Annotated in this window: 15 protein-coding genes and 3 tRNA genes; 14 read left to right on the top strand and 4 right to left on the bottom strand. The window is 67.7% G+C overall.

Translation table 11 applies throughout. The features are described from left to right. Nucleotides 1-456: 456 nt before the first annotated feature. Nucleotides 457-1,637, top strand: a protein-coding gene (locus tag ACUVYZ_RS13385; protein ID WP_439934842.1) for an IS3 family transposase whose coding sequence is annotated in 2 segments (ribosomal slippage) — nt 457-721 and nt 721-1,637 — 1,182 coding nt in all. Because the reading frame shifts where the segments join, the coding sequence is not laid out codon by codon here. Between the two features lie 470 nt (nt 1,638-2,107). On the opposite strand, the gene ACUVYZ_RS13380 is transcribed toward ACUVYZ_RS13385, so the two are convergent. Further along, nucleotides 2,108-2,182 (bottom strand) — tRNA-Val (locus ACUVYZ_RS13380). Nucleotides 2,183-2,296: 114 nt separating this feature from the next. Between ACUVYZ_RS13380 and gltX the strand changes: the two genes are divergently transcribed. The 4 genes from gltX to ACUVYZ_RS13360 all read left to right on the top strand — a co-directional run bounded on the left by gltX (nt 2,297) and on the right by ACUVYZ_RS13360 (nt 5,708). Continuing rightward, a complete protein-coding gene (gene gltX, locus ACUVYZ_RS13375; protein WP_439934843.1) occupies nt 2,297-3,691 on the top strand; it encodes a glutamate--tRNA ligase in 1,395 nt (464 codons plus the stop codon). A 68-nt stretch (nt 3,692-3,759) separates the two neighbouring features. After that, a tRNA-Ala gene (locus tag ACUVYZ_RS13370) sits at nt 3,760-3,835 on the top strand. 13 nt (nt 3,836-3,848) lie between these two features. Next, a tRNA-Glu gene (locus tag ACUVYZ_RS13365) sits at nt 3,849-3,924 on the top strand. Nucleotides 3,925-4,025: 101 nt separating this feature from the next. Further along, entirely contained in the window at nt 4,026-5,708 is a 1,683-nt protein-coding gene (locus tag ACUVYZ_RS13360; protein WP_439934844.1) for a thiamine pyrophosphate-binding protein, read from the top strand. 129 nt (nt 5,709-5,837) lie between these two features. On the opposite strand, the gene ACUVYZ_RS13355 is transcribed toward ACUVYZ_RS13360, so the two are convergent. Beyond that, the gene (locus ACUVYZ_RS13355; protein ID WP_439934845.1) at nt 5,838-6,623 is read right to left on the bottom strand and encodes a methyltransferase domain-containing protein; all 786 of its coding nucleotides are present in this window, start codon (nt 6,621-6,623) and stop codon (nt 5,838-5,840) included. 254 nt (nt 6,624-6,877) lie between these two features. On the opposite strand from ACUVYZ_RS13355, the gene ACUVYZ_RS13350 reads away from it, so the two are divergent. The 6 genes from ACUVYZ_RS13350 to ACUVYZ_RS13325 all read left to right on the top strand — a co-directional run bounded on the left by ACUVYZ_RS13350 (nt 6,878) and on the right by ACUVYZ_RS13325 (nt 13,823). Continuing rightward, the gene (locus ACUVYZ_RS13350; RefSeq protein ID WP_439934846.1) at nt 6,878-8,323 is read left to right on the top strand and encodes an FAD-binding oxidoreductase; all 1,446 of its coding nucleotides are present in this window, start codon (nt 6,878-6,880) and stop codon (nt 8,321-8,323) included. A gap of 163 nt (nt 8,324-8,486) precedes the next feature. Further along, a complete protein-coding gene (locus tag ACUVYZ_RS13345) occupies nt 8,487-9,218 on the top strand; it encodes a sulfite exporter TauE/SafE family protein (RefSeq protein ID WP_439934847.1) in 732 nt (243 codons plus the stop codon). 14 nt (nt 9,219-9,232) lie between these two features. Then, a complete protein-coding gene (locus ACUVYZ_RS13340; RefSeq protein WP_439934848.1) occupies nt 9,233-10,000 on the top strand; it encodes a fumarylacetoacetate hydrolase family protein in 768 nt (255 codons plus the stop codon). 239 nt (nt 10,001-10,239) lie between these two features. Then, a complete protein-coding gene (locus tag ACUVYZ_RS13335) occupies nt 10,240-11,088 on the top strand; it encodes a phosphate/phosphite/phosphonate ABC transporter substrate-binding protein (RefSeq protein WP_439934849.1) in 849 nt (282 codons plus the stop codon). A gap of 2 nt (nt 11,089-11,090) precedes the next feature. After that, entirely contained in the window at nt 11,091-13,541 is a 2,451-nt protein-coding gene (locus tag ACUVYZ_RS13330; RefSeq protein WP_439934850.1) for an EAL domain-containing protein, read from the top strand. Between the two features lie 129 nt (nt 13,542-13,670). Beyond that, complete coding sequence (locus ACUVYZ_RS13325) at nt 13,671-13,823, top strand: hypothetical protein (protein ID WP_439934851.1); 153 nt, start codon at nt 13,671-13,673, stop codon at nt 13,821-13,823. Between the two features lie 216 nt (nt 13,824-14,039). On the opposite strand, the gene ACUVYZ_RS13320 is transcribed toward ACUVYZ_RS13325, so the two are convergent. Further along, nucleotides 14,040-14,399, bottom strand: coding sequence for a hypothetical protein (locus ACUVYZ_RS13320; protein ID WP_439934852.1), 360 nt, complete (start codon nt 14,397-14,399; stop codon nt 14,040-14,042). Nucleotides 14,400-14,745: 346 nt separating this feature from the next. Here ACUVYZ_RS13320 and ACUVYZ_RS13315 point away from each other — a divergent pair, with 346 nt between their 5' ends. Next, entirely contained in the window at nt 14,746-17,058 is a 2,313-nt protein-coding gene (locus ACUVYZ_RS13315; RefSeq protein WP_439934853.1) for a diguanylate cyclase, read from the top strand. Between the two features lie 9 nt (nt 17,059-17,067). On the opposite strand, the gene ACUVYZ_RS13310 is transcribed toward ACUVYZ_RS13315, so the two are convergent. Continuing rightward, nucleotides 17,068-17,388 (bottom strand): hypothetical protein, encoded by a 321-nt coding sequence (locus tag ACUVYZ_RS13310; protein WP_439934854.1) that lies wholly within the window; start codon nt 17,386-17,388, stop codon nt 17,068-17,070. A 393-nt stretch (nt 17,389-17,781) separates the two neighbouring features. Here ACUVYZ_RS13310 and uvrA point away from each other — a divergent pair, with 393 nt between their 5' ends. Continuing rightward, on the top strand, nt 17,782-23,460 hold the full coding sequence (uvrA, locus tag ACUVYZ_RS13305; RefSeq protein ID WP_439934855.1) for an excinuclease ABC subunit UvrA: 5,679 nt from the start codon (nt 17,782-17,784) through the stop codon (nt 23,458-23,460). A 7-nt stretch (nt 23,461-23,467) separates the two neighbouring features. Further along, complete coding sequence (gene mnmC / locus ACUVYZ_RS13300; protein WP_446033075.1) at nt 23,468-25,354, top strand: bifunctional tRNA (5-methylaminomethyl-2-thiouridine)(34)-methyltransferase MnmD/FAD-dependent 5-carboxymethylaminomethyl-2-thiouridine(34) oxidoreductase MnmC; 1,887 nt, start codon at nt 23,468-23,470, stop codon at nt 25,352-25,354. Nucleotides 25,355-25,430 lie beyond the last annotated feature (76 nt).

The raw sequence follows: 25,430 nt of genomic DNA, 5'->3' as shown, positions 1-25,430 counted from the left end.
CGGATCGCCCAGCTGATCGAGCTTGCCGAAGCGATCTTCGAGATCAAAGAAACCGGATTGGAGCATCGTCGTTTCTCGCGTTTTGTTGTTGGGGCGTTAGAATGAGTGAATTATTAGAGGTTCCCTTAAGCAATACCCATTGCGCCGTCAAGCCGTTCGGATATTCGTGCTGGCGCAGGCACTGTGCCGGCCTATACGGCGTCTTGCTGGCGGTCCGCGCGATCGTACCGTGGCCCGCCGGATGCTGCGTGAACACGCTTCCGCCCGCCGCTACACTAAGAAGCTCGCGCAGGCGCGCCCGGCTCTCCGCCAGAAGCGGGTCTTGCTGCATAAGTTCACAAACCTTTGGCACTCCTTTGGAGAGGAAGGAGAGCCATGCAGGTTCAGCGGTGACCTTCCCCCGAAATTTCGTCTTCCAAGGCTGAGCGGCTAGGATAGACGAAACAGAGGACGAAGATGTTCAAGATACCGAAGCAGGAATACACCGCCGAGTTCAAGGAACTGGCGGTCAATCGCGTGCAATCGGGTGAAGCGCTGTCCCGCGTGGCGCGTGAGTTGGGGCTGGTCGAGCAGACGCTCAGGAACTGGGTCAAGGCCGCCAAGGCCGGCAAGCTCAACCCGCCGGGCGGCAAGCCGGTGACGCCGGGGCAAATGGAACTCTCGCGTGTGCGGGCCGAGCTTGCCCGGCTCAAGATGGAAAACGAAATCCTAAAAAAGGCGACGGCGTACTTCGCCAAGGATGTAGCGTGAAGTGCGCCAGGATCGATCGGTACGTGAAGCAATACCCGCTGGTCGCGCTGTGCGACACGCTGGAGGTCAGCATCAGCGGCTACCGGGCCTGGAAACGCGGCGGCAGGCCTAATCGGCAGCGGCTGACCGATGACCAGTTACTGGCGCTGATCCGCGCCATCCACGCGCAGTTCAAGGGGGCCTACGGCAGCCCGAGGATAGTCGACGAGGTTCGCGGACGCGGCTTCAAGGCGTCCAAGGAGCGGGTGGGACGACTGATGCGCGAGAACGGCATCCGGGCGCGGCACAAGCGCCGCTACAAGGCCACCACGGACTCGAAACACGACCTGCCGGTGGCAGCGAACCTGTTGGAAAGAAACTTCGCACCGGAAGCGCCGAATCCGGTGTGGACGGCGGACCTGACCTACCTCCGGACGGACGAAGGCTGGCTGTACCTGGCGGTGGTGATCGACCTGTTCAACCGCGAGATCGTCGGCTGGGCGACCAAGCCGCGCATGGGGGCGGATATTGTGGTCGATGCGCTGACCATGGCGTGGTTCCGCAGGAAGCCTGCGCCCGGTTTGATCCATCACTCGGATCGGGGCAGCCAATACGCGAGCCATGCGTTCCAGGCGAGGCTCGCCGAATACGGCAGGGTGTGCTCGATGAGCCGCAAGGGCGATTGCTGGGACAACGCGCCGAGCGAGAGCTTCTTCAACAGCCTGAAGAGCGAGCGGGTGCATGGCACGCGCCACGCTACGCGCGAGGCCGCGATGGCCGACCTGTTCGATTACATTGAAGTGTTTTACAACCGGAGACGCCGCCACTCCACGCTCAAGGGCAAGTCGCCGATTCAGTTCTTGCAGCACTGGGTCAGCACTCAGCAGGGGCAGAATCTGGCAGCATGAAGCCCGCCTCTTGGAAGACGAAAAACAGAGGGAAGCTCATGCGGGCGACTGCGAATCCGAAGGAAGCCAGAGGCAAAGCGCTGGCCCGACGAACAGGAGGCGGATAAGGCGGCGTTGCGGGGTGAGACGGCCGATATCGTCAAAGCCCGATACTTGCATGGCAACGCAACGACGTAGATCCGACCGGCATAAACGCGTGAAGGTGAGTGCGCAATACCCGGGGAGATCTGCGGTCCTGCCCGAGAAGGCTACCGGCGCCGGAAGGCGTTGAGATGGGGCGGCAGAAGTCAATAAAGGTTATAGGAGGCGCGCCACGCACCGAACATGATTAGCAAGCAGAGGGGGGTCTCGGGCCAAAATGGGCACGGAATAGATATGGCGTAACTATGACGCGACAGGCTGGAAATGAGGCTCTTCGAGGAGGTTCGCCATACCGCGCCACATCCTGAAGCGCACTAAGTTTTTGATTTTGGTGGGTGATACTGGGATCGAACCAGTGACCCCTGCCGTGTGAAGGCAGTGCTCTACCGCTGAGCTAACCACCCACGAGGCCCAAAATTAAAGCATAAAGGTTTTCGGCCGGTCAAACAGGCGGCGGCCGGCCCCATCGATTTTCGCCTTTTGAGCGGGCGCGCGGGAGGTTCCCGTAAAATATCGCCATGGTCCGTACCCGCTTCGCTCCCAGCCCCACCGGCTACCTGCATATCGGCGGCGCCCGCACCGCCTTGTATTCTTGGGCCTACGCCCGCAAGCACGGCGGCCGGTTCATCCTGCGTATCGAGGACACGGACCTGGAGCGTTCCACCCAGGAATCCGTGCAGGCCATCCTGGACGGCATGACCTGGCTGGGACTTGCCTGGGACGAGGGACCTTACCATCAGATGCAGCGGCTCGACCGCTACCGGGAGGTGGCGGAGCAACTCATCCGCGCCGGGCGAGCTTATTACTGCTACGCCAGCAAGGAAGAGCTGGAGGCGATGCGCGAAGCGCAGCGCGCCCGCGGCGAGAAACCCCGCTACGACGGCCGCTGGCGCCCGGAGAACGCCCGCGGAAAGACCCCGCCCTCCGGGGTGAAGCCCGTGGTGCGGTTCCGCAATCCGGACGAAGGGGAGGTGGCGTTCGAGGACCTGGTGAAGGGGCCCATCGTGGTCTCCAACAGCGAGCTCGACGACCTGGTCATCCTGCGCTCGGACGGCGTGCCCACCTACAACTTCGGGGTCGTGGTGGACGACCTGGACATGGGCATCACCCACGTGATCCGGGGTGACGACCACGTGGCCAACACTCCCCGCCAGATCAACATCCTGCGGGCCCTGGGGGCGCCCCTGCCCCAGTACGCCCACGTGCCGATGATTCTGGGGGCCGACGGCGAGCGGCTGTCCAAGCGCCACGGGGCGGTGAGCGTCCTCCAGTACCGGGACCAGGGCTACTTGCCGGAAGCGCTTCTCAACTACCTGGCGCGGCTCGGCTGGTCCCACGGCAACGACGAGGTCTTCACGCTGGAGCAGTTCGTCGAGTGGTTCGACTTGCGGCACATCAGCCGCTCGCCCGCCCGTTTCGATCCCGAGAAGCTGCGCTGGCTCAACGGAGAGCACCTGCGGAGAACGACCCCTCGGGCCCTGGCGGTCAGGCTGGCCCGGGAAAAACCCGACCTCTACGCCCGTATCGAGCGGGTCATGGACCCGGCGGCCATGATCGGAGCGGTCCAGGCTTCGGTCGCCTTGCTCTCCGAATTGGAGGCGCTCCTGCTCGTCCTGGCCGAGCCGCCGGCGCTGGACGCGGCGCTGCGCGACCGCTACCTGAACGAGCAGGGCAGGGCAGTGCTGCGAGAGTTGCGGGAGCGGCTGGGGACGGCGCCCTGGACGCTGGAGGACATCCGGCAGGCGATCCGGGAAGTGCTGGCGGCACGGGGCCTCAAGACGCCCCAGGTGATGATGCCCCTGCGGGTGGCCGTGACCGGCATGGAGAAGACGCCGGACATCGTCGCCGTCGTGGCCGCCCTCAAGCGGGAAGCGGCGCTCGCCCGGCTCGACCAAGCCATCGCTTCGTCCTGAGCCCGTTCCCGCAGCTTAGCCAAGCCTTTGCATGCCTCGGAGGGAACGGTATAATTCGCGGCTCCGGTGGGGGTATAGCTCAGCTGGGAGAGCGTCGCAATGGCATTGCGAAGGTCAGCGGTTCGACTCCGCTTACCTCCACCAGACAACCCGCCGCGTCCCCTTCGTCTAGAGGCCTAGGACATCGCCCTTTCACGGCGGTAACAGGGGTTCGAATCCCCTAGGGGACGCCACCAATTCTCGAGCAGAAAGCCGAATTGGGTAGTCGATCCCGCAGGTTAGGCTCTCCTGGGAGAGCGTGATTCCGTCCGCGATTTCCCGAGAACCGTCGCAGATGCCCCGTCTGAAGCCCCGCACCGGCGGCCAGGTGCTGGTGGACGCACTGAGAATCCACGGCGTCGATCTCGCGTTCTGCGTTCCGGGGGAAAGCTATCTGCCGGTGCTGGACGCGCTCTACGACGCCCGCGACGCGATTCGCCTCGTCGTATGCCGCCACGAAGGCGGCGCGGCGAACATGGCGGAGGCCTACGGCAAGCTCACCGGTCGGCCGGGAATCTGCTTCGTGACCCGGGGGCCCGGCGCCTGCAACGCCTCCATCGGCGTGCACACTGCCTATCAGGATTCGACGCCCATGATCCTGTTCGTGGGACAGGTGGGGTCCGACTTCGTCGAGCGCGAAGCTTTCCAGGAAGTGGACTGCCGGCGCATGTTCGGTCCCATGGTGAAATGGGTGGCCCAGATCGGCCGGGCGGAGCGCATCCCCGAGATGGTAAGCCATGCCTTTCACGCCGCCGTGGCGGGGCGCCCGGGACCGGTGGTGCTGGCCCTGCCGCAGGACATGCTGGCCTCCACCGTCGCCGTCGCGGACGCCGGACCCTACCGTACCGTGCGCCCCCATCCAGGCCCGGATCAGCTCGCCCAATTGGAGCGACTCCTTGGCGAGGCCGGTCGGCCCCTGGTGATGCTGGGAGGCGGCGGGTGGTCCGCGGAAGCGTGCGCCGACATGGCGGCGTTCATCGAAAACTGCGGCCTTCCCGTGTGCGCGTCCTTCCGCTGTCAGGACTTGTATGACAATCGGCGCCCCAACTACGTGGGGCACGCGGGCATCGGGGTGAGCCCCAAGCTCGCCCAGCGCATCCGGGACGCCGACCTGCTGGTCGCCGTGGGCCCCCGCCTGGGCGAGATGACCACGAGCGGCTATACCCTGGTCGCGCCCCCGGTGCCCCGCCAGCGCCTCGTGCATGTGCACGCCGGCGCCGAGGAGCTGGGGCGCGTCTACCAGGGAACCCTCCTGGTGAATAGCGGGATGGCCCAGTTCGCCGCCGCGGCGAAAGCCCATGTGCGCGCCGACGGCCGCCGCTGGAAGGCGTGGTTGGAGACGGCCCGCGGCGACTACCTGGCGGAACTCGAGCCCGAGCCCATGCCGGGCACCCTCAACTTGGGCGAAGCCGTCCGGCACCTGGGGAGGGTGCTCCCGCCCGACACCATCGTCGCCAACGGCGCGGGCAACTACACCGGCTGGGTGCACCGGCACTGGCAGTACGGCCCTTTCCGCACCCAGCTCGCGCCTGCGAGCGGCGCCATGGGTTACGGGCTGCCCGCCGCCATCGCGGCCAAGCTGGTGTGCCCGGAGCGCCCGGTGGTGTGTTTTGCGGGCGACGGCTGCTTCCTCATGACCGGGCAGGAGCTGGCCACCGCCGTCCAGTACGGGCTGGAGATCCTGTTCCTGGTGGTGAACAACGGCATGTACGGCACCATCCGCATGCACCAGGAGCGGGAATACCCGGGCCGGGTGCACGGGACCGGCCTCGAAAACCCGGACTTCGCCGCCTACGCTCGCTCCTTCGGCGCCCACGGGGAGACGGTGCGCGCCACCGCTGAGTTTCCGCGGGCCCTGGAGCGGGCGCTCTCGGCCGGCGGCCCCGCCTTGATCGAGCTGGTGATCGACCCCGACGCCATCACGCCGCGGACGACCCTCACGGCGATCCGCAGCGCGGCGCTGGCGAAGCGTCGCTGAACCGCAGCGGCGGCCGCCCCTGGCGGCGGGCGCGTGAGCTTTCCATCGCCGGATGTTCGCCTAACCGTCCCCCGGCGAAATGAAGAACCGGGGCCGTGCCCGTCAGTGGCGACGGGTTTTCGCGCCGGTTCAATCCCGCACGGCGAGCAGCGACACGCTGCGCACCCCGTAAGTCGCGCAGGCTTTCTGGGCGGACGCGGTCAGGAAGCGATACTGGGGATTCTCCCGGATGCGGACGATGCGCAGGCCGGCCGCCCGGATCGCGTCGTAGTAAGCGTCCTGCTGCATGGCGCCCCCGATGCAGGCCGCCCAGAGCGTCGCGTTGCACATCACGCTCTCGGGCAGCCACTTCTCCGAGATGATGTCCGAGATGGCGAGCCGCCCGCCCCGGCGCAGCACGCGGGCCACCTCGCGGAACACCCGCGGCTTGTCGGCCGAGAGGTTGATCACCCCGTTGCTGATCACCGCATCGAAGCTCCCGTCTTCCACCGGAAGCGTCTCGATGTAGCCTTTAACATAAGTTGTTTGCGCGAAGCCGGCCGCGTCCCGCAGGCGCTCGGCCTTGGCGCGCTGGGTGTCGGTCATGTCCACGCCCACGACCCGGCCGCCCGGTCCGACCTTGAGCGCAGCCACGAAGGTATCCATGCCCGAGCCGCTGCCGAGGTCGAGCACGTGCTCGCCGGCCTTGAGGTCGGCGAGGTCGAAGTGATATCCCACCCCGGCGAAGGAGTCGATGGCCTCCGCCGGGATGCGGTCGAGGTCCGCGGGCACGTAGCCAAGGCGTTCCGCAAGGCCGCGGCCCATCTCGAAATGGAACTCCCCGGTCGGCTCCTGGGCCACGCGCCGGTACATCTCCTTGACTTTCTGCTCGAGCTCGACGCGGTTCACTTGGGTGGCAAAAGCAGGCGTACCCATCGCTCCCTCCTCGTTCATGGTCGTGGGGTGCCCCTCATGACGCACGGGAGCGGCAAAGAGTTCCCGGCCCTGTCCCGGGCCGACGTCCCGACGGCTCCCTCGACGGGACGGCAGACGGCGGGGCCCGACTCCGAGATCTACGGATGGAAACTCGGCGTTTTTAGGCATTTGGCTTCGCTCGGCGAAGGGCGGTTGTTGCTGGGCGCAATGGCCCTTTGCTACAGTTGGTCCAGGTCCGAGGCGAGGAGCGGTGAATGGCATCGGTGGTTTTGACCCCGGAAACCAAGGCGTTTCATGAAGCGATGGTGGCCATCGTGGGCCCCCAGGCCGTGATCGCCGATCCCGCGGAGATGGCGCCTTACCTCACCGATTGGCGCGGGCGCTACCGCGGAGCGGCGGAGCTGGTGGTGCGGCCGGCCTCCACCGAGCAAGTGGCGGAGGTGGTCAAGCGCTGCGTCCGGGAGCGGGTGGCCGTCGTGCCCCAGGGCGGCAACACCGGGTTGTGCGGCGGCTCGGTGCCCCTTGCCGAGAGCGCCTATCCAGGGCGCCAGATCGTGCTGTCGCTCGCCCGCATGAACCGCATCCGGGAGCTCGACGCGGCCAACAACACCATCACCGTGGAGGCGGGCTGCGTGCTGGCGTCGATCCAGGAAGCGGCGCGAAATGCCCAGCGCCTGTTTCCCTTGAGCCTGGGCGCCGAGGGAAGCTGCCAGATCGGGGGCAACCTCTCCACCAACGCCGGCGGCGAGGCGGTGCTGCGCTACGGCAACGCCCGGGATCTGGTGCTGGGGCTGGAGGTGGTGCTGCCCGACGGACGCGTGTGGGACGGGCTGCGGGGCCTGCGCAAGGACAATACCGGCTACGATCTGAAGCAGCTTTTCATCGGCGCCGAGGGCACCCTGGGCGTGATCACCGCCGCCGTGCTCAAGCTCTTTCCGTGGCCGACGGCCACCGCGACCGCGTTCCTGGGGATGGAGAGCCCCCAGAAGGCGGTCGAGCTCCTCTCGGAACTGCGCGCCGCGCTGGGCGACCGGATCACCAGCTTCGAGCTCATGTCTCGCGTCTCCCTGGCGCTGGTGCTCAAGCACATTCCCGGCACCTCCGACCCCCTCTCGGCGCCCTATCCCTGGTATCTCCTGGTGGAGCTCTCCGACAGCGGCAGCGCGGAAGCCCTGAGCGCGCGCTTCCTGGAAGCGCTGGAGGAGGCGCTCCAGCAGGGGAGGGTGCTGGACGCCGTGCTGGCCCAGAGCGAGGCCCAGGCGGAGGCCCTGTGGCGCGTGCGCGACGCCATGGCGGAGGCGCAGAAGGAAGAGGGGGTCAGCATTAAGCACGACGTCTCGGTGCCCGTGTCGCGGGTGCCGCGTTTCATCGACCAGGCGAGCCGGGCCCTGGAAGAGGCGTTTCCCGGCGTGCGCATCGTCGCCTTCGGCCACATCGGCGACGGCAACATCCATTACAACGTGTCCATGGCGGACCCGGCTTTGAACGCCCGCCTGATCGAGGACCCAGCGCCGGTCAACCGCATCGTGTATGACTGCGTGGCCCGGCTGGGGGGCTCCATCAGCGCCGAGCACGGATTGGGGCAGCTCAAGCGGGAAGAGATCCAGCGCTACAAGAGCCCGCTGGAGCTGGAGCTGATGCGGGCGATCAAGCACACCCTGGACCCCCATCATCTCATGAACCCCGGTAAGTTGGTTTGAGCCGTCGATGCCGGACGCCCGCGCCGACCCGTGAACGAGTTGGCATTTTTTGAGTAAAACGGCCTGACCGGAATCGATCCGAGTCTGCTACCATGTGCCGCACCAAAGCGGCCATGCAAAAGCCTCGCCAGGAAGGCTCGGGGTGTAGGGGAGGGGGACGGCCATGACAGGGGAGTCGCTGTGGGTTTTCGCGATCTTGCTGGGCGCTTACTTCGTTCGCGGTCTGACAGGCTTCGGCTCGGGGCTTATCGCGGTCCCCCTGATCGCCATGGGGAAACCCCTCCAGTTCGTCGTGCCGCTGGTGATGACCCTGGACTTCATCGCCTCCTTCATTCTCGGCGGGATCAACTCGAAGCAGACCAACTGGGCCGAGATCAAGCGACTGCTGCCCTTCGGGTTGATCGGGGCCATGGCTGGGATCTATGCCCTCACCCAGTTCCCCTCAGCCCTGGTGCTGGCCTCCCTCGGCCTGTTCACGGTGTTTTTCGGCGCGCGCAACGCACTAGGCATCAAGCCGGAAGGGCAGATTTCGGCCCTCTGGGCGTTGCCCACGGGCCTAGTGGGTAGCGGGGCCGGGGCGCTTTTCGGCACCAGCGCGCCGCCCTACATCATCTACCTCACCCATCGGCTGGAAGACAAGACCGAAGTCCGCGCCACCTTTTCCTGGCTGTTCGTGCTGGACGGGGGGTTCCGGCTGGCCCTTTTCGTGGCGACCGGATTGCTCCTTCGCCAGGAAACCCTGTGGGCCATCGCCCTCGGGCTCATTCCCATGCTGTTGGGCTTGTACCTGGGCAACCGGGTGCACCTCAATATCTCCAGGGAAGCGCTGATTCGCGTGGTGGGCGTGTTTCTCGTCGGGACGGGCATATCGTTGATCTTCAAGGTATTGGCCTGAAAGGGGGGGTTTCCATGAAATTCGTTCGGTTCCAAGCGGAGGGCAGGACGGGCTTCGGCGTGCTTTCGGAGGAAGGAGAAGTACGCGTCTATGAGGGCGACATGTTCCACCGTCCCCGACCGAGCGGATTGAGCCTGGCGGTGGACCGCGTCAAGCTCCTGCCTCCGTCCGACGCCTCCGCCATGATCGCCCTGTGGAACAACTCGCGCTCCCAGATCGCCAAGCTAAAGCGCGAGACCCCGCGGGAAGCGCTCTACTTTCTCAAGCCCCGATCAAGCTTCGCCACCCACGGCGACCCCATCCTCTACCCTCGGGGCCTGAGCGAGCGGGTGGTGCTGGAGGGGGAGCTGGGCATCGTCATCGGCCGCCGGACGCGGGGGGTCAACCCCGAGGAAGCCCGCGGGGCAATTTTCGGCTACACCGTGGTGAACGACGTGACCGCCCAGGACGTGGTAAAGCGCGACTCGACCTTTCCCCAGTACACCCGGGCCAAGGGCTTCGACACTTTCAGCATTTTCGGGCCGGTGATCGACACCGATGTCGATCCCATGACACTTACTGTCGAATCCTTCATCAACGGGGTCAAGCACCAGGACTACCCGGTGGAAGACCTGGTGTTGAACCCCTTCGAGATCGTGGCCTCCATCTCCCAGACCATGACCCTAGAGCCCGGCGACGTGATCGCCTGCGGCACCTCTCTGGGAGCGGATCCGATCCAGATCGGGGACACGGTGGAGATCCGCATCGCCGGGATCGGGTCCCTGGTCAACACCGTGGCATAGGTCTTGCATGACATGAGAGCGGTTACATTGCTTTCCGACCGGGATTCAGGGCGCCGCGGGGTGCCCAGAGGCCCGGACCGGATAGCGAAACTCCTCCCGAATCGCGGGCCTGGCGCTGGCGGCGCGCCCGCGGGAAAGGAGGTGGGGCGCGGCTGACCCTTTCCGGGCGCGGGCACTAGGGGACCTGCCCGAAACGGGCAATTCCAGCCGTGGAAGGGCGCCGAGGACAGGAGACAAAAATGAAACGCAGAGCGTGGGGAATCGCGGCGCTGCTCGCCGTCCTGGGATCGTGGGCCGGGGGCGCCTCGGCGCAAGAGAAGGTGTATTCCTTTGGCGTCATCACGCAACGCAGCCCGATCCTCACGGCCCAGTACTGGAACCCCATCCTGCGCTACGTCAGCGAAAAAAGCGGCGTGCCCCTGGTCCTCAAGCTCGCCAAGACCGGTCCCGAGCACTCGGCTATGATCGGCCGGGGCGAATTCGACTTCATTTACTCCAACCACAACTTCAAAGCCGACAACGACGTGGTCGGCTACCGCGTCATCGCCCGGCCCCAGGAGGAGGCCATCCAGGGCCAGATCGTGGTGCTGGCGTCCTCGGGCATCCAATCCCTGCGGGAACTGGAGGGCAAGGAGGTGGTGTTTCCCTCCCAGGTGGCGTTCGTGGGCTACTACGTACCCATGGACGCCCTGCTGCGCGCCGGCATTTCCGTGAAGCCCCTGTTCGCCGGCAACCAGGAGGGCGCCATGGGCCAGCTCAAAGCGGGCCGGGTGGTGGCCGCGGGGGTGAATTCCCAGATCATGCGGGATTTCGCCAACCGGGAGCAGGTGGAGTACCGGGTGCTGTGGAGCTCGGAGAAATACCTGAACATCCCCATCTCGGTCCATCCTTCAGTGCCCAAGGAAAAAGTGGCCAAGGTGCGCCAGGCCCTGATCCATATGGCGGCCGATCCCGAAGGTGCCCGGATCCTCGCCGCCAGCGCCGAACTGGTGAAGCAGAAACCCCCGTATGGTTTCGTGGCGGCGGAGGACGCGGAGTTCGACAACGTGCGCCGCTTCTATCGCACCAGTCTGGTGAGGGGGGAGTGACCATGGGCCACCTGGGTCTCGAGCATCTGTGGCGGAATCTAAGCCTTTCCGCCCGCCTCATGCTGGGCTCCGGGGTGGCGCTGGCCCTTTCCGGCGCGGTGCTGCTCTATAGCGTCATCTTGAACGAGGTGGAGCGCAACCGGGCCGAGCTGAGCGAGAAAGTCAAATACGAGGTGGAATCCCTGATCCCCGCCGTGACCGAGCAGGCGGTCATCGGGGACTACGCCCTGATCCAGCAGATCCTCGATGCGCGGGTCGGCCAGCGAGACATCGCCCTGGTGAGCTGGATCGACAACATGGGCAACCCCTTGAGCGCCGCGAGCCCCGGGGAAGAAAACATCGCTCCCGCCTGGTTCGTCCGCTGGGCGGACATCCGGGCCCAGGAGGAATCCGTTCAGATCGTGGTGGGCGGCGAGCGCTACGGACGGGTGCTCATCCGCACCGACCCCACGGCCACCCTCAATCATCTCTGGCAGCAGTCCATGGAAATGTTCCAGTTGCTGCTGTTTCTCCTGGGGATCTTCTTCGGCGTGACGCTGGCCATCGCCAACAACGGCCTGCGGCCCCTGTACGCCCTGGCCTCCTCCGCCGCGCGCTTCGGCCAGGGCGACTACTCGGTGCGCATCGAGCCCGACGGCCCCCCGGAGGTGCTCGCCACCATCCACGCCTTCAACCGCATGGCCGAGTCCATCGCTCGCGACATGGCCGAGCGCAAGCAAGCGCGGGAGATCCTGTTCGCCGAGAAGGAAAGGGCCCAGGTGACCCTCGCCTCCATCGCCGACGCCGTGGTGACCACCAATACCCAGGGAGCGGTGGACTATCTCAATCCCATGGCGGAAAAGCTGACCGGCTGGAGCACGGAGGAAGCCCGCGGCGCGCCCCTTTCCCGGATTTTCTACGTGCTGCGGGAGATGTCGGGGGAGAGGATCGAAGATCCCGTCGCGGCGGTGCTGAGAAAAGGGCACGCCACCGAGCCCGAGACCCACGCGGTGCTGATCTCCCGGGACGGAGGCCGCTGGCCCATCGAGCACACCGCGGCCCCCATCCGCAACCGGGAGGGGGAGATCATCGGCGTGGTGCTGGTGTTCCGCGACGTGGGGGAGTCCCGCAAGCTCGCCCACCAGCTCTCGTGGCAGGCGAGCCACGACGCCCTCACCGGGCTCGTCAACCGGCTCGAGTTCGACCGCCGTTTGACCGCCCTGGTGGAGGACGCCCAGACCCAGGGTCGGAGCCACGCGCTGCTCTACCTCGACCTGGACCAGTTCAAGGTGGTGAACGACACCTGCGGCCACGTGGCCGGGGACGAGCTGCTGCGCCAGGTGGCGTCGATCCTGGAAGCCGAAATCCGCGAATCCGACACGCTGGCGCGCTTGGGCGGAGACGAGTTCGGGGTGCTGCTCCAGGGCTGCGATCTCGCCCAGGCGCTGCAAGTGGCGGAGAAGTTGCGGCGGGCGCTGGCCAACTTCCGCTTCGCCTGGCAGGACAAGACCTTCGCCAGCAGCATCAGCATCGGGCTGGTGGCGATCACCGGGGACGGGGAGAGCGCCGCGAGCCTCCTCGGCGCGGCGGACGCCGCCTGCTACTCGGCCAAGGACAAGGGCAGGAACCGGGTGCAGGCGTACCGGCCCGGCGACAACGAGCTGGCCCAGCGCCGCGGCGAAATGCAGTGGGTGTCCCGCATCACCCGGGCGTTCGAAGAAAACCGTTTCCGCCTCTACTGCCAGCGCATCGCGGGTCTTCGGCCCGACGGCGCCGACGAGGAGCACTACGAGGTGCTGGTGCGCATGGTGGACGAGGGGGGAGAGCTGGTGCCGCCCATGTCCTTCATCCCCGCGGCGGAGCGCTACAGCCTCATGCACGCCATCGACCAGTGCGTGATGACCCTCGCCTTCAGCCGGTGGCGGGCACTGGCGGCCTCGTGCCTCCGCTTGCCCATGCTTTCCATCAACCTTTCGGGCGCCTCCATTTCCGATGACCACATCCTCGCCTTCATCCACGAGCAGTTCAAGCGCCACCAGGTGCTGCCGCGGGCCATCTGCTTCGAGATCACCGAGACGGCCGCCATTGCCAACCTGACGCGGGCGAGCAAGGTGATCCGCGAGCTCAAGGAGCTGGGCTGCCGTTTTTCTCTGGACGATTTCGGCAGCGGTCTGTCCTCCTTCGCCTACCTGAAGAACCTGCCGGTGGACTACCTGAAGATCGACGGCGCTTTCGTCAAGGACATGGCCAACGATCCCATCGACTGCGCCATGGTCAGGGCGATCAACGACATCGGCCACGTCATGGGCATCCGCACCATCGCCGAGTGGGTGGAGAACGAGGTGACCCTGGGGATGCTCAGGACCATCGGCGTGGATTACGTGCAGGGTTTCGCCGTGCACGTGCCCAAGCCCATCGAGGCGATCGGCGGCTACACCCGTCCGGGGGCCGGGTTACGGCTCGCGGCCGGCTGATGCTGTCCGGCGCGAGCCGGCCCCTCCTTATCGTACGCATCAGATAAATCGATTGATCCCCGCTTCGCCGCAGGGTCAGAATGCCCCTGGGTCTCGATGCGGGACGAGGCCGATAAAAAGGAGGGGATCATGAAGTTTTCGCTTGCGGAAATTCAGCTCGAATACCCCGAGGTGGACAACGATCTGGTCAAGGTGGAGTTCATGGCGCCGGAGGTCCCGGCCACGACCGCTTATCCCACCGACTACGATGAAGCCTGGCTGAGCCAGTTCGCAGCCGAATAGCGGGAACGAGCAGGTTCGTGAAAGCCGCCTCTTCGGGCGGCTTTTGTTTTCCTGCCCGGTTCGCCTTTCGGCCGAAGCCGCCGGGCCGCTTCATCTCCATTTAGCGGATCGAAGAGGTCGGGGAGAAAGCTGAGCGGATGCTGTCCAGCACACCGGCGAGGATTTCCCTCCCCTGCGCCTGCAGCGCCGCCTCTCCTTTCCCCGACCGGTCCGAGTTCAGCGGTTTTGCTGCGGTGCGGGGCACTCTCCCGGAAGGTTCCGGAGTTCCGCCAGCGGTGCAGTCGCCGGCTCGTCCGAAGGGGCGGCGGGCCGCGGCGGGGCTGTCCTGCGTTGCCCGCTCTTCAATTGGGCCAGGGCGACGAGGGCTCCTTCCACCCAACGATAGGGTCCCATGAACTCGGCCCGCTCGTCGTAGCGGGTCGGATCCGCCCCACGGGGCCATGCCACCAGGTAAAAGCCGGGCGCGAGGGGTTTGCCGTCGGGCCGCCAATAGATGCGCTCGTAGGACTCCGAGTCGATGAGGCGGGTGTCGCTCACCACGCGCACGATCTCGTAGTCTTCGTAACGGGTTTCCATCCGGTTCCTCCATGTCGCATGTCGCCACGTTATATCCGGCAAGTTGCGCCGGTGTGAAGAAAGAGTGGCCGCTAGTAAAACAATAGTACCGAGGAAAGGACCGGATGAGCCTCCCCCCCTCAAACGGGATCCTCGGCTCCAGGAAACACAAGCAATCGGGCCCGGGTAGTGGAAGCACCCGGGCTGATTTCTTTTTAACACATTTTGACAATCGGTCAAATCGCCGGGCGAGCCGGATGCCGGTTCAGGTGTGAAGGGGAACAAAAGTGAATTTCCCGGGGCCGGTGAAGGAAAAGCGCGCGGTTGGGGCATAATGAAGCTCTTCCCGTCCTGAATCCTGCGCCTTGTGGGTGATTCCTTGGAGCTGCCCGGGGAAAAGAAGGGTTTCGCGCGCCGTCGCTTCGGGCTGGGCACCCGGATCACCCTGGGGCTTACGGCGGTGGCCGTCCTGGTGGTGCTGGCGGGGGCCGTTCTGCGGGCGGCCCAGGAAAGCGCCATCGAGATCCTCAAAAGCCACCTGGAGGAAGAAGCCCGGGTATCGGAGCGGGTGCATCGGATCCGCACGGCGCTTCTGGAAGCACGCCGCCACGATCACGACCTCGCCTTAAGCTATCGCCAGACGCCGCCCGAGGCGTTCAATGCCAGGTACTGGCAGCCGGTGGAAGGGCTGCTCGCGGGCGTACGCCAGGATCTCGAGCGCCTCCGGGGGATCGTCCAGGACCCGGGAATCCTGCGGGAAATCCGCGGAATCCAGCATGCCGTGGAGCTGTACGGTACCGAGTACGCGGCCCTGGTGGACCTCCATCGCCGCATGGGTTCCGCCGCTGGCGGGCTGGAGGCCCAGATCCGGGATCAGGAGGAGCAGCTCGAGGCGGCGATCTCCCAGCGAGGCCCGGCGAGCGCCCTGGAGCGCCTCAAGGCGCTGCGCTTCGCGCGCATCGATTACTTCGCCCGCCACCGCCCGGCCGAGGCGGACGCCGTGCGCGCCTCGAGCCAGGTGCTGGCCCGGGAGATCGCCGCAGGCCCTCTGGTCGAGCCCGCCCGTTCCCTGCTCAGCGCGGCCCTGGACCAGTACCGCCTGATGTTCGACCGCTACGCGGAGATGGTGGAGGAGGCGTCCGCCCGGCGCGCCTCCCTGGTCAAGGCGGTGGCAGAGGCGGAGCCCGGGCTCGACCGGGTACTGTCCCGAATGCGCAGCGCCCGCGTGCTGGCCTACTACAGCGTCTCGTTGAGCGACGCCATCGGCTATACCGCCGGCATCGTGGGGTTGATCACCCTCCTCGCCGCTGGCTGGATGGTGCTCGCCCTGCGCCGCAACGTCATGCGTGCCATCGAAGCGTCGGTGGATTTCGCCCGCCGCGTCGAGCTGGGGGACTTGAGCGCCCGCATCGCCGAAACGGAAACGCCCGCCCTGGGGCGGCTGGCGGAGGTGCTAAATGAAATGGCGGCCTCCCTGAAGCGGGCCCGGGACCAGCACCTGGAGCAGACGAGGACCCTGCAGCGGGAAGTGGACAGCTTGCGCGGGCGCGTGGCCATCCAGGACAAGATCTTGCAGGCAGCCCAGGCGGAAACCAGGAGCCTGGAGCAGCAGGTGGCCAGGAGCGCCTGGGAGCTGGCCTCGGCCCTGGAAGAAGTGCGCATGAGAAACCGGGAAATGATGCTGTTCAACGAGATGAGCAGCCTGCTGCACACCTGCCGCAGCGACCGGGAAGCCTTCGACGTGATCGACTTGTACGCCGCCCGGCTGTTTCCCCTGGAAGAAGGGGCGCTCTACTTTCTCAGCCCCACCCACGAGAGGCTGGAATGCCTGGCCGCGTGGGGAGGAACCTCCCGGGAGCGCGCGGGAAGCTTTGGCCCGCAGGCGTGCCTGGCGCTGCGGCGCGGCCACGCGCATCAGGTGGAGGACCCGGCCGCTTCGCCCTTGTGCGAGCACGTGCGGGCCTGCGGCGACCCGCGGCGCCCCTATCTATGCCTGCCCATGGCGGCCGGCGGCGACACCCTGGGCATACTGCATCTGTCCTTTTCGCCCCCGGAAGTCGGCGCGGAGGCTTCCGCCACCTCTCGGGAGTATAAGCGTGACATGGCCAAGGCCCTGGCGGACCAGATCGCGCTGGCCATTTCCAACATCCGCTTGCGGGAGACGCTGCACCGCCAATCGATCCGCGATCCCCTCACGGGCCTGTTCAACCGGCGTTATCTGGAGGAGTCGCTCCAGCGGGAAGTGGCCCGGGCCGAGCGCACCGGCCGGCCGCTGGCGCTCCTCATGCTGGACGTGGACCATTTCAAGCGGTTCAACGACTCCTACGGCCACGAGGCGGGCGACGCCGTCCTGCGGGCCCTCGGCCGCCTGTTGCGCCAAAGCGTGCGGGAGGGGGACATCGCCTGCCGCTTCGGCGGGGAAGAGTTCGTCGTGCTGTTGCCGGAAGCGACTCTGGAGACGGCCCAGGAGCGGGCGGAGAGGATCCGGGACGAGGCGCGCCGGATCCGCATCCACCGGGAGGGTCGCTACCTGGATCCGGTGAGCGTTTCCTTCGGGGTGGCCATCTACCCGGACCACGGGGTATCGGCGGAGACTCTGCTCGCCGCCGCCGACGCGGCCCTGTACCGGGCGAAGAGCAGCGGCCGCGACCGGGTGATGGTCAGCCTGCGCGCTTCCTGAATTGGAGATTCAGTAGGGGGCGCCGATGGTATTAAGGGCCGCCTCTTCCGGCAGCAAGGCGAACCGGGGGGCCCAGAAGACCAGCACCCGGCCGGTGCGCTCCGCCAGCTCGATGAGATCGTCCATGGAGCGGATGAGGGCGCCCCGGACCGGTTCCGCGATGCTGCGGGAGGCCTCGAGAAAGGATTCCTGATCGATTTCCACGCCCCTCAAGAAGCCGGCCGCTTTCATGATGGCGGCCCAGGTGAGGATGACGAGCGCCGGATGGGTGTCGTTCATCCATCTGAGGTCGAGAAGGGGCCAGGCGGGCCCCGGAAGGTTACGGTTCATGGCGTCTACCCCCAATCGCGTCGGCTTGATGGCGTTGGCCGCGCTTATGGAGGGACTGGCAGGATCCGTACCACGCCCGCTGAGCCCAGGTCCGGTCCAGGGGTGTCGAGCCAGCACGACAATTCAAAGGGTTGCAACGGAAGGGGGGAAGGCTTGCCGGGGCGGGAAAGGGGCGGATGTCCCAGGACCCGGCAGCCCCGTCGGGAAGCTGACGGAGGTCCTGGCGGGCTCCGATCGCCGACCCGGGCCGTGAAAGGAGTGGTCGATCACGGGCTGGCGATGGGAGTTCGCCGCCAGGTGCTTCCAGTATGATTGCGCCTGGAAAGGCGCATGTAAAACTTCGTCAATTCCCGGCCGTGCTTTACACGAATTCACGTTGTCACTGAAGCCTCCGTGTCCAGCGAATACATCACCCTCGAAGGAGCCCGCCAGAACAACCTGAAGGGTTTGAGCCTCCGGCTTCCCTTGAACGAGCTGATCGTCGTCACCGGCGTTTCCGGCTCCGGCAAATCGTCCCTCGCCTTCGACACCCTCTACGCCGAGGGACAGCGCCGCTACGTGGAGACCTTCTCGCCCTACGCCCGCCAGTTCCTCGACCGCCAGGACCGCCCCCGGGTGGACCGCATCGACGGCATACCGCCCGCCATCGCCATCGACCAGGTAAACCCGGTGCGGACCTCCCGTTCCACCGTGGGCACCATGACCGAGCTCGCCGACCACCTGAAGCTGCTTTTCGCCCGCGCCGCCGAGCTTTACTGCCGGGGCTGCGGCCAGCGGGTGCGCCGGGACACGCCCCAGAGCATCCACGAGACCCTGGCCAAGCGCGCCCGCGCAGCCGGCGATCCTCGGCTCACCATCGCCTTTCCGGTCACGGTGCCCGCCAATTTCTCGGAGCGGGAGGTGCGCGAGCTTCTGGAGCGGCAGGGATACACCCGCATCGAGCCGCAGAAAGACAACACCCTGGAAGTGGTGCAGGACCGCTTTCGCCTGGGCGCTGCCGGCCGCGACCGGGTGATCGAGGCCCTGGAGGCGGCGCTGCGGGTGGGCCAGGGGCGGGTCACGGTCCACGTTCATGGGGAGGGGGCGGAACCCATCGCCACCTGGCGCTTCTCCGCGGACCTGCATTGCGCCGATTGCGATATCCATTACCGGGAGCCAACGCCCAGCTTCTTTTCCTTCAATTCCCCCCTCGGCGCCTGCGACACCTGCCGCGGCTTCGGCCGGGTGATCGGCATCGATCTGGATCTCGTCATTCCCGATGCTTCCAAGTCCCTCGCCCAGGGAGCCATCAAGCCCTGGCAGACCCAGAGCTACCGGGAGTGCCAGGACGATCTCCTGCGCTTCGCCCGCAAGCGGGGCGTGCCCGTGGACGTCCCCTGGCGGGAGATGGGGGAGGCCCACCGGCGCTGGGTCCTAGAGGGGGATCCCGGCTGGGTGAGCTGGGAAGCCTCCTGGCCCCGGGCCTGGTACGGGGTGCGGCGCTTCTTCGACTGGCTCGAGACCAAGAGCTACAAGATGCACATCCGGGTGCTACTCTCCAAGTACCGGGCCTATACGCCATGCCCCGCCTGCGGCGGCGCGCGGCTCAAGCCCGAGGCGCTCCTATGGCGTCTCGGGACCCAGGAGGCAGCCGACCGGGTGATCGAGCGCGCCCGGCGGCTGCGACCCCCGGAGACCCGGTTCTCCGACGAGGCGTTCCATGCGCTACCGGGCCTCACCCTGCACGATGTGGCCCTGCTTCCCATCGAGCGCTGCCTGGACTTCTTCCGCCACCTGCGGCTCCCCGAGCCGGCCCTGGACGAAGCCGCTGAGCTGCTCCTCTCGGAGATCCGCTCCCGGCTCCAGTACCTGGTGGACGTGGGCCTGGGTTATCTCACCCTGGACCGCCAGTCCCGCACCCTTTCCGGCGGCGAGGTCCAGCGCATCAACCTTACCACCGCCCTGGGCACTTCCCTGGTGAACACCCTGTTCGTGCTGGACGAGCCGTCCATCGGCCTGCATCCCCGGGACATCGACCGGGTGGTGGGCGTGCTCGTCCGGCTGCGGGACGCGGGCAACACTCTAGTGGTGGTGGAGCACGATCCCGCCGTCATGGGGGCCGCGGACCGCATCCTGGACCTGGGGCCGGGTCCGGGCGAGCGGGGTGGCCAGGTGGTGTTTTTCGGCACGCCGGAAGAATTACAGCGGGACCCCCGTTCCTTGACTGGGCAGTACCTGCGGGGGGAGAAGCGGGTCTCCAACCGGGTTCCCAACGGGGAACCGCCCGGAGCCTGGCTCGAGGTGCTGGGGGCGGCCGAGCACAACCTCAAGGGCATCGATGTGTCCATTCCCTTGAACCGGCTTGTGTGCGTGACCGGCGTCTCGGGCTCGGGCAAGTCGACCCTGGTGCAGGACGTGCTTTATCCGGCCCTCGCTAAGCTGAAGGGGCGGGCGGTGGAGGCCCCCGGCGCCCACGCGGGCCTGCGCGGGCACGAGGCCCTGGACGAGGTGGTGCTGGTGGACCAGTCGCCCATCGGCAAGACTGCCCGCTCCAACCCGGCGAGCTACGTGGGGGCGTTCGACGCCATCCGCAAGCTCTTCGCGCAAGACCCCCTGGCGAAAGAGCGGGGTTACACCGCCGGCACTTTCAGCTTCAACGCGGGTGACGGCCGCTGCTCCACCTGCGGCGGCAGCGGCTTCGAGCACGTGGAAATGCAGTTCCTCTCCGACGTGTATCTCCGCTGTCCCGACTGCGATGGGCGCCGCTTCCGGCCCGAGGTGCTGGAGGTCAAGCTGCTGCCGCCGGCCGGGGAGGAATGGCGGGCGCCCTGCTCCATCGCCGACGTGCTCGAGATGACGGTGACGGAGGCGGCGGGGTTTTTCTCGACGCAGCCGGAAGTGCTCCAAGCCCTCGCGCCTCTGCAGGCGGTGGGGCTCGGCTACGTCAAGCTGGGGCAGCCGGTGCCCACCCTCTCCGGGGGCGAGGCCCAGCGGTTGAAGCTCGCCGGGCACCTGGCCCGCGCCCGTCAAGGCGCCGGACGCCGGGGCGTGGCGCAGGCCCCCGGCGGCACCCTGTTCTTGTTCGACGAGCCCACCACGGGCCTGCATTTCGCCGACATCGCCGTCCTGCTCCAGGCCTTCGACCGGTTGCTGGCGGAAGGCCACAGCGTGCTGGTGATCGAGCACAACCTGGACGTCATCGCCGCGGCGGACTGGATCATCGACCTGGGGCCGGAGGGCGGGGAAGCCGGCGGCCGGGTGGTGTGCGCGGGAACGCCGGAGCAGGTCGCCCGGGAGCCGGAAAGCCGCACCGGCGCGGCCCTCGCCAGGCGCCAGGCGGCGCTGGCCCGGGGGCGGCAGCCGGCGCTCCCAGCCCAGGAAAGGGCGCAGCGCCCGTGGCTGGCGCGGGTCGATTCAGCGATTCACATCCACCACGCCCGGGAGCACAACCTCAAGAACGTGGACGTGCGCGTCCCATGGGAGCGCCTCACGGTGATCACCGGCATCTCCGGCTCGGGCAAGTCCACCTTGGCCTTCGACATCCTGTTCGCCGAAGGCCAGCGCCGCTATCTCGAGTCCCTGAACGCCTACGCGCGCCAGTTCGTGCAGCCGGCAGCGCGGCCCGACGTGGACGCCATCTTCGGCATTCCCCCCACTGTCGCCATCGAGCAGCGCACGAGCCGGGGCGGGCGCAAGAGCACGGTGGCCACCCTCACCGAGATCTACCATTTCCTGCGCCTGCTCTACGGGAAGCTGGGCGTCCAGCACTGTCCCGGGTGCGACGTTCCCATCGAGCCCCAATCCCCGGAGGCCATCGCCGCCCGGCTCCTGCGGGACTATCGGGGCAGCCGGATCGCGCTCTTGGCGCCCCTGGTGGTGGCGCGCAAGGGCTATTACACCGACCTAGCCCAATGGGCGGCACGCAAGGGCTACCGGCACCTGCGGGTGGACGGGGTCCTCACCCCGACCTCTCCCTGGCCGCGGCTCGACCGCTACCGGGAGCACGACATCGAGCTGCCAGTGGCCGAAGTGCTGGTCTCGCTCAGGACCGAGGGGCCGTTGCGGGAAGCCCTGGCCCGGGCGCTGGCGCTGGGCAAAGGCACGGTCAAGGTGGCGCCCGTGGAGCACTCCAGGGCCCTCAAGGGGGGCGAGCCCCCAGAGGCCCATTTCTCGGTGCGCCGCGCATGCCCCCGCTGCGGCCAGAGCTTCCCCGAGCCGGATCCGCGGCTGTTCTCCTTCAACTCTAAGCACGGCTGGTGCCCTCGCTGCTACGGCACGGGGCTTACCCTTCCCGGGTTCGACGAGGCCCAGACCGGCGAGGAGATCTGGTGGAACGAGTGGTGGGAAGGGGAAACCCGTCCCTGCCCGGAGTGCCAGGGGCGCCGCCTCAATCCCGTGGCCCTGGCGGTACGGTTCCAGGAGAGAAACATCGCCGAGCTGACGGCCCTCTCCATCGGCGAGGCCCAGCGTTACTTCCAGCGCCTGAAGCTCGGGGGCCGGGCCGCCCAAGTGGCCCGGGACATCCTGCCGGAGATCGGCTCGCGGCTCGCGTTCCTGAACCAGGTGGGCCTCGCCTATCTCTCCCTGGACCGTTCGGCGCCCACCCTCTCAGGGGGCGAGGCCCAGCGCATCCGGCTGGCGGCCCAGCTCGGCTCCAACCTACGGGGCGTGTGCTACGTGCTGGACGAGCCCACCATCGGGCTCCACGTGCGGGACAACCGGCGGCTGCTGGACACCCTGGCCGAGCTCAAGGGTAAGGGTAACACGGTGGTGGTGGTGGAGCACGACGAGGAGACCATCCGCCTCGCGGAGCACGTGGTGGACCTTGGGCCGGGAGCGGGGGAGCAGGGGGGCCGCGTGGTGGTGGAGGGCACGGTGGCGGACCTCATGGGCAACCCCCGGTCGGTGACGGGGCGCTGCCTTGCCCGGCCCCTGATCCATCCTCTGCGGGGAGCGCGGCGCCCTGTGCGCCTCACCGGGCGCGAGACGCCGGTGCTGGAGATCGTGGGGGCGCGGTTGCACAATCTCAAATCCGTGCGAGTGAAAATTCCCCTAGCCCGGCTGGTGGCGGTCACCGGCGTGTCCGGCAGCGGCAAGAGCACCCTGGTGCGGGACGTGCTTTACGCGAGTCTCAAGACGCTGCTCTCGAATCGCCGCCGGAACCAGGCCAAGCTTCCGTGCGAGGCGCTGCGGGGCTGGGAGCGGGTGAGCCGGGTGCTGGAAGTGGACCAGACCCCCATCGGCAAGACGCCCCGCTCCTGCCCCGCCACCTACGTGGGCATCTGGGACGGCATCCGGCGCCTCTTCGCTCAGATGCCCGAGGCGCGCATGCGCGGGTACGGGCCGGGGCGCTTTTCCTTCAACGTGGCGGGCGGCCGCTGCGAGGCGTGCGAAGGGCAAGGCATGAAGACCATCGAGATGAGTTTCCTGCCCGACGTCAAGGTGATGTGCGACGCCTGCAACGGGGCCCGCTTCACGCCGGAAACCCTGGCCGTACGCTTCAAGGGAAAAAACGCGGGAGAGGTGCTCGCCATGAGCGTGGACGAGGCGGTGGAGTTCTTCGCCGCCCACCCGGCCATCCACCATCCCCTGCGGCTACTGCAGGAGGTGGGGCTTGGCTACCTGCGCCTCGGCCAGCCGAGTCCCACCCTCTCCGGGGGCGAGGCCCAGCGCATCAAGCTGGTGACCGAGCTGGCCAAAGCCAGATCGCCGACCAGGCCGGAAACGGGCCGGCGGCGCGCCCCGACGGCGGGGGGGAACGGGGACACCCTTTACGTCCTGGACGAGCCCACGGTGGGGCTACACATGGCCGACGTGGAAAAGCTCGTGGGCGTGCTGCACCGGCTGGTGGACGCGGGAAACACCGCCGTGGTGATCGAGCACAACCTAGACGTGATCGCCGAAGCCGACTGGGTGATCGACCTGGGACCGGAGGGGGGCGAGGCGGGAGGCCGCGTGGTGGCCGAGGGACCGCCGGAGGCCCTCGCCCGGGGCAAGCGCCGCTCCCACACCGCCCGCATCCTCGCCGGCTTCCTCGCCGAGCGGGGCGCAGGCGAAGCGCCGGCGGAGCGCCCGCGGGCGGTGGAAGCCTGATACCGTTATGATATCGTCATCTAACCTGTGGTCACCCGAACCGACGCCCGTGGTTCCCGCCCGGGTGCGTTTCGGCGAGGACGGCGCGCCCTTTTCCCTGGACTACGAAGACGTCTATTACTCCGCGAGCGGGGGGCTCGCCGAGACGGTGCACGTCTTTCTCCAGGGCAACGGGCTGCCGGCGCGGTTCCGCGGCGCCGGGACGTTCACCATCGTGGAGACCGGTTTCGGCACCGGCCTCAACTTCCTCGCCACCTGGGACGCCTGGCGGGCGAGCGCGCCCGCAGGCGCCCGGCTGCACTTCGTGTCGGTGGAAAAACATCCCCTCACTCCGAGGGACCTGGAGGCGGCCCACCGCCGCTTCCCCGAGCTTGCCGCCCTGGCGCGGGCGCTTATTGCCCGCTATCCGCCCCTCCTTCCCGGCTTCCACCGGCGCGCCTTCGAGGACGGGCGGGTGACGCTCACCCTCTGCTTCGGGGAGGCCGCCACCATGCTCTCCTCGCTGGAGGCCCGGGCGGATGCCTTCTACTTGGACGGCTTCGCGCCGGCCAAGAACCCCCGGATGTGGAGCGAGGCGGTGTTCCGCGAGCTCACCCGGCTCGCCGCCCCGGGGGCCACCGCCGCCACCTACACGGTGGCGGGGGAAGTGAGGCGGGGTCTCGCCGCCGCGGGCTTCGAAGGGCACAAGCGCCCGGGATTCGGGCGCAAGCGGGAGATGCTGGCGGCGCGTTTTGCGAGCGGTGCGGCGTCCCCCCAGGCGGTGACCCGGGAGGCCCTGGTCATCGGCGCGGGCCTTGCCGGTACGGGTTGTGCCGAGCGGCTGGCGGCCCGGGGTTTCCGCGTGAGCCTGGTGGAACGCCATCCGGCGACGGCCCGGGAGGCGTCGGCCAACCCCGCCGGCGTGTTGCGCCCCGCCGTTTCGCCCCGCTGGAACCCTCTGGCTCGGTTCACCTGCGCCGCCAGCGGCTACGCCTGGGCCCAGTTGGAGGATCTGGCGGAGGCGCATCCGCGGCCCGCCTGGGCGGCTACCGGCGCGCTGCAGCTTCCCAGGGGCCCGCGGCATCTCGCCCAGTTGCGCGATGCGGTCGAACGGTTGCCCGCGGACTTTGCCCGGCTCGTGGATGGGGAGGAAGGCGCCCGTCTCGTGGGCGCCGCGGTGAACGGGGAAGGGGTCTGGTACTCCTGGGCCGGCTGGGCCAGAGGGGCGAGCGTGTGCGAAGCGCGGCTGGCCGCCGCGGGCGAGCGGGTGCTGTCCGTGTTCGGCCAGGAGGCGGTGCACCTGGTCCGCCGGGACGGGTGCTGGCAGGCCTGGTCCGCGGACGGGCGCCTCATCGCCCAGGCGGCGATGGCCGTGCTGGCCAATGGCTTCCAGGCGCGCGGGTTTTTCCCCGCTTCCAGGCTGCCCCTGCGGCCGGTGCGGGGGCAATCCACCCTGCTGCCGGAGCGGCCGGACCGGCCGCTCCGGGCCGTGGTGTGCCGGGAAGGCTGCATCACCCCCGCCCATGACGGTTTCCACTGCCTGGGCGCCACCTTCGGAGAAGACGATCCCGACCCCAGTATCCGGGTCGAAGATCATGCCGACAACCTGCGGCGCCTGGAACGGATGCTGCCTGGCTACGGGTCGGGCTGGAATCCGGCCGACCTCAAGGGATGGGTGGGTTTCCGCCCGGTGAGCGCCGACCGGCTGCCCATCGTCGGCGCCCTGGGCGAGGACCTCTACGTGTGTACGGGGCTGGGCGCCCGGGGTCTCGCCTGGTCCGCCCTGGCGGGGGAGCTCGTGGCCAGCCAGGCGAGCGGCGAGCCGCTTCCCCTGGAGCGGGATCTGGTGCAGGCCCTCGCGCCCCAGCGGTTCGCCGTCGACCGGCTTATGGCTGCGGCGCCGGGCGACCCCTGAGGGTTCCCGCGGGAGGGAGAAGCCGTTAGAGTGGGAGAGGAAAAAAGGACACGGGAGAACGGCCCCCTGGCGGGAT

The organism is Pelomicrobium sp. P1 (genome assembly GCF_052805615.1).
The sequence above is the reverse complement of the archived record's forward strand: the minus strand, read 5'-3'. Positions and strand labels throughout refer to the sequence as shown.

Excerpts from the sequence above, each read along its gene's own strand:
- gltX (WP_439934843.1), top strand. The coding sequence starts at position 2,297 with ATGGTCCGTACCCGCTTCGCTCCCAGCCCCACCGGCTACCTGCATATC.
- ACUVYZ_RS13360 (WP_439934844.1), top strand. The coding sequence starts at position 4,026 with ATGCCCCGTCTGAAGCCCCGCACCGGCGGCCAGGTGCTGGTGGACGCA.
- ACUVYZ_RS13355 (WP_439934845.1), bottom strand. The coding sequence starts at position 6,623 with ATGGGTACGCCTGCTTTTGCCACCCAAGTGAACCGCGTCGAGCTCGAG.
- ACUVYZ_RS13350 (WP_439934846.1), top strand. The coding sequence starts at position 6,878 with ATGGCATCGGTGGTTTTGACCCCGGAAACCAAGGCGTTTCATGAAGCG.
- ACUVYZ_RS13345 (WP_439934847.1), top strand. The coding sequence starts at position 8,487 with ATGACAGGGGAGTCGCTGTGGGTTTTCGCGATCTTGCTGGGCGCTTAC.
- ACUVYZ_RS13340 (WP_439934848.1), top strand. The coding sequence starts at position 9,233 with ATGAAATTCGTTCGGTTCCAAGCGGAGGGCAGGACGGGCTTCGGCGTG.
- ACUVYZ_RS13335 (WP_439934849.1), top strand. The coding sequence starts at position 10,240 with ATGAAACGCAGAGCGTGGGGAATCGCGGCGCTGCTCGCCGTCCTGGGA.
- ACUVYZ_RS13330 (WP_439934850.1), top strand. The coding sequence starts at position 11,091 with ATGGGCCACCTGGGTCTCGAGCATCTGTGGCGGAATCTAAGCCTTTCC.
- ACUVYZ_RS13325 (WP_439934851.1), top strand. The coding sequence starts at position 13,671 with ATGAAGTTTTCGCTTGCGGAAATTCAGCTCGAATACCCCGAGGTGGAC.
- ACUVYZ_RS13320 (WP_439934852.1), bottom strand. The coding sequence starts at position 14,399 with ATGGAAACCCGTTACGAAGACTACGAGATCGTGCGCGTGGTGAGCGAC.
- ACUVYZ_RS13310 (WP_439934854.1), bottom strand. The coding sequence starts at position 17,388 with ATGAACCGTAACCTTCCGGGGCCCGCCTGGCCCCTTCTCGACCTCAGA.
- mnmC (WP_446033075.1), top strand. The coding sequence starts at position 23,468 with ATGATATCGTCATCTAACCTGTGGTCACCCGAACCGACGCCCGTGGTT.